3 protein-coding genes are annotated in these 3,170 nt (G+C 57.7%); 2 read left to right on the forward strand and 1 reads right to left on the reverse strand.

Annotated elements, in window-relative coordinates:
• The first annotated feature begins 121 nt into the window (after positions 1 to 121).
• Together IRZ24_RS18555 and plsY are read left to right on the forward strand one after the other, a co-directional pair.
• Complete coding sequence (locus tag IRZ24_RS18555) at positions 122 to 1,003, forward strand: pantoate--beta-alanine ligase (protein WP_297167666.1); 882 nt, start codon at positions 122 to 124, stop codon at positions 1,001 to 1,003.
• Positions 1,004 to 1,489: 486 nt separating this feature from the next.
• A complete protein-coding gene (plsY, locus tag IRZ24_RS18560) occupies positions 1,490 to 2,191 on the forward strand; it encodes a glycerol-3-phosphate 1-O-acyltransferase PlsY (protein WP_297167669.1) in 702 nt (233 codons plus the stop codon).
• A gap of 98 nt (positions 2,192 to 2,289) precedes the next feature.
• On the opposite strand, the gene pgsA is transcribed toward plsY, so the two are convergent.
• The gene (gene pgsA, locus IRZ24_RS18565) at positions 2,290 to 2,916 is read right to left on the reverse strand and encodes a CDP-diacylglycerol--glycerol-3-phosphate 3-phosphatidyltransferase (RefSeq protein ID WP_297167672.1); all 627 of its coding nucleotides are present in this window, start codon (positions 2,914 to 2,916) and stop codon (positions 2,290 to 2,292) included.
• Positions 2,917 to 3,170: the final 254 nt, after the last annotated feature.

Here is a 3,170-nt window from a genome sequence, read left to right on the forward strand (position 1 = left end):
GCTGAGTAGTATAGCATGGTAGGTGAGTTGACGCCGTCCGGAGAAGCAACTACAATACGCGCCACATAATGAACAATAGAGATACATTTTCGTACAAGTGGGCGCAGCCCGGGGAGAAAGTATGCGCGTGATTCAAGAACTGTGGGAGATGACAGAAACAGCGCGCGGCTGGTTGTCTGGAGGAGCTGTAGCTCTAGTGCCAACGCAGGGGAGGCTCCACCCGGGGCATCTGGCTCTCATCGAGGCAGCCAGACGGGAATGTGAGATCTGCGTCGTCAGCCTCTTTGCTGATCCTCTCCAGTTCACCTCACCCGAAGAATTGGCTCGCCATGCGCGTGAACAGGGGGCCCGCGAGCAGAACCTGAGATTACTAGAGCGCCTGGGAGTCGATGTGGTCTTTGCGCCAGAGCAGGAGGCCATGTATCCGCCGGACTTTGCCACCTATGTCACTCCTGCGGGGTCCCTGGCCGAATGCATTGAAGCCCGCCTTTATCCGCAGCGCTTGCGCGCCATTGCCACCACTGTCTGCAAACTGTTGCTGCTCGTTCGTCCAGATATTGCCTATGTATTACGCAACGAGATCTATACTGTTGCTCTCATGCGACGTCTTGTGCGCGACCTCAACATCGATGTCAGCATCTCTGTATTCCCTGAGCAGCGAGATGCCGACGGTCTGGCATACAGTGAGAGCTACTCTCTCTTAACGCCACAAGAGCGCTTTGCCGCTCGTATTCTCTACAGCGCCTTACTAACCGGATTGGGATTGTTACTTGCTGGCGAGCGGCGGCCAGAGGCCATCATCGAGGCCATGGAACAAGTCATCAAAGCGGAGCCTCTGGCGACGCTCGAGTATGTCGCCCTATGCGATCCAGATTCTCTCACCACGCTGGCGGTCCTTGAAGAACGGGCCCTGCTGCTGGCAGCGATACGCATTGGCGGGGTTCGCCTGCTAGATAGCCTGCTCTGGTCGCAAGAGCCGCAGAATCAGTCAGCCATCAATTAAGGCCGCAGGCCGAGAGGAGTAGGCAGCTATACCCCAGCTCCGGCTCGGCTTCCAGGTTCCCGCGACCCAGTCTATGCACGCTAGTAGCTCTCCTGATCACCTGGCTTGGCCTTAGACCTTACCCTCACTGCTGCAGACCTCCAGAGATGGTCAGATGCTCAGAGAGGGGGCAGAGGCCTCTCGGGGTTCAGTTCACCCCGCCGAACTACTGACCCGAGCTTGACTGGTGTCCGGTCAGAGCCACCTGGAGGAGCGTCTACTACCCTGAACCCCCGAAGCAAGCTCCTGCAGTGGGAGAACACTCCTGTGGGGGGTCCCATGCGCACGAGCACGAGGACAAAGGCGGGAAAGAGAACGGCCTACCGTCGGCGAACCGGCTGGCTGGAATCCGGCGGACATTGTGGCCTATAATAAGGGCGCGCTACGAAGCGCTATCAACGGGTGCTAGCTAGCTCCGACTTCAGAGAGTCAACGAAGGAGGCTCCTATGCCGCTTACTGCTGACCAACCCATCTTTATTGCGCTCAGGCTCTTGCTCATCGCTATCATTGGCTATCTCTGGGGGTCATTGCCTCCAGGCTACTGGATGGGCAAAATCCTACGCGGACGTGACTTCGATATTCGCAACTATGGCAGCCGCAAAACCGGTGCGACCAATGTCAGCCGTGTTCTGGGAATAGGGCCAGCCATCATCGTCATGATTCTCGACCTCTCCAAAGGTATTTTGCCGATGCTGTTGGCCGTATATGTCCCGTTCTTCCATGTCCTAGGATGGGGTCCCCTGCTGGCCGGCTTAGCGGCCCTGATCGGCCATCGCCATCCTATCTTTATCGGCTTCCAAGGCGGCAGGGGGGTGCTCACCGGTGCAGGTTCCCTACTCTTTGTTGCGCCACCCGTCTCCTTTCTCATCTTTGGCATCGGAGCGGTCTTGACCATCAGCACGATTGCTCTCTCCCGCTATGTCTCCCTCGGCTCCCTGGTAGGGTGTGTCACCGTCATGATCTGTGGCATTGTCTTTGGCCTCCTCGGCTGGCTGCCTGTGCCAGCCATGATCTTCATGATCGTTGCCCCTCTACTCGTGATTATCTTCCACTCTGACAATATTGAGCGGCTTCTTGCTGGCAAAGAGCGCAAGCTTGGGCAAAAGGAGGTGATTGCCTCGCCGGGTGGAGCAGCTTCCTCACACTGAGATTGCTGCGAGCAAGGCTAGCGGCGGCCGCTGGCTCTTGCTTCCCGCATTGGGATCTGAAACGCTCAGCCAGGTGTTAGCGCGAGCGAAGCTACGCTCTAAGTGTGCAGGCGCTCTTTCTTACTGCCCTGTAGCAAGGGCCATGCTCGTAGTACATATTCTGCTCCTGACATAATGGTCCAGAACGTCGCCAACAGCAGAGCGATATCTGCCAGCAGGTGTAGCGCGCTGCTTACGTCCCAGGCTGCGGAGGAGAGTGTCAGGACGGGGGTAGGAAAGAGCGCAAGACGTGGGTCGCCGAGGCCGTGGGCCAGGAGGATACCGCCGATGGCGAGCAAGGTAATAAATGTTTTTTGCTTTCCCCAGGGTCCTGCAGCGATCACGGTACCCTGGGCGGCGGCCATTGAGCGCAAGCCTGTGACCAGGAATTCGCGGGCGACAATGATGACTACGATCCAGGCTGGCACCAGCCCGATCTGCACCAGGGCAATGAGAATGCTGGAAACAAAGACCTTATCAGCGGTCAGATCGAGAAAGACGCCGAGCGATGAGACCAGATGATAGCGGCGCGCCAGATAACCATCGAGCAGATCGGTAATCGATGCCAGCACAAAGAACAGCGTCGCAACGAAAAAAGCCCAGTGCTGGTTAATCAGCACCAGGATGAAGATGAGCAAGGTGCTGGCAATCCGGCTGAGGCTCAGTAGATTGGGAATATGCTGCATAATCCAGCGGTCTCCTTACGGCGTTGGGTACTCACATTATAAGCAAAGTGCTGGCGCTTGGGTAGGGCAAAGACATGGCCAGCCGCGGCTGCCTGCCCCTAGGCAAAGCAGGACTGACTGATTGCTCAGCCTTGCCACCTTAGCCTGGGCAACATCCTCACATGGGCACCTGGGCGGGCTATGCTGACCAGCCAGCCTGTCTGCCTGCCAGTGTGAGGACCCGCAGCGCCTCTGCGTGCTGGCCAAGCGAACGA

This window comes from Thermogemmatispora sp. (assembly GCF_019683755.1).
GTDB lineage: Bacteria > Chloroflexota > Ktedonobacteria > Ktedonobacterales > Ktedonobacteraceae > Thermogemmatispora.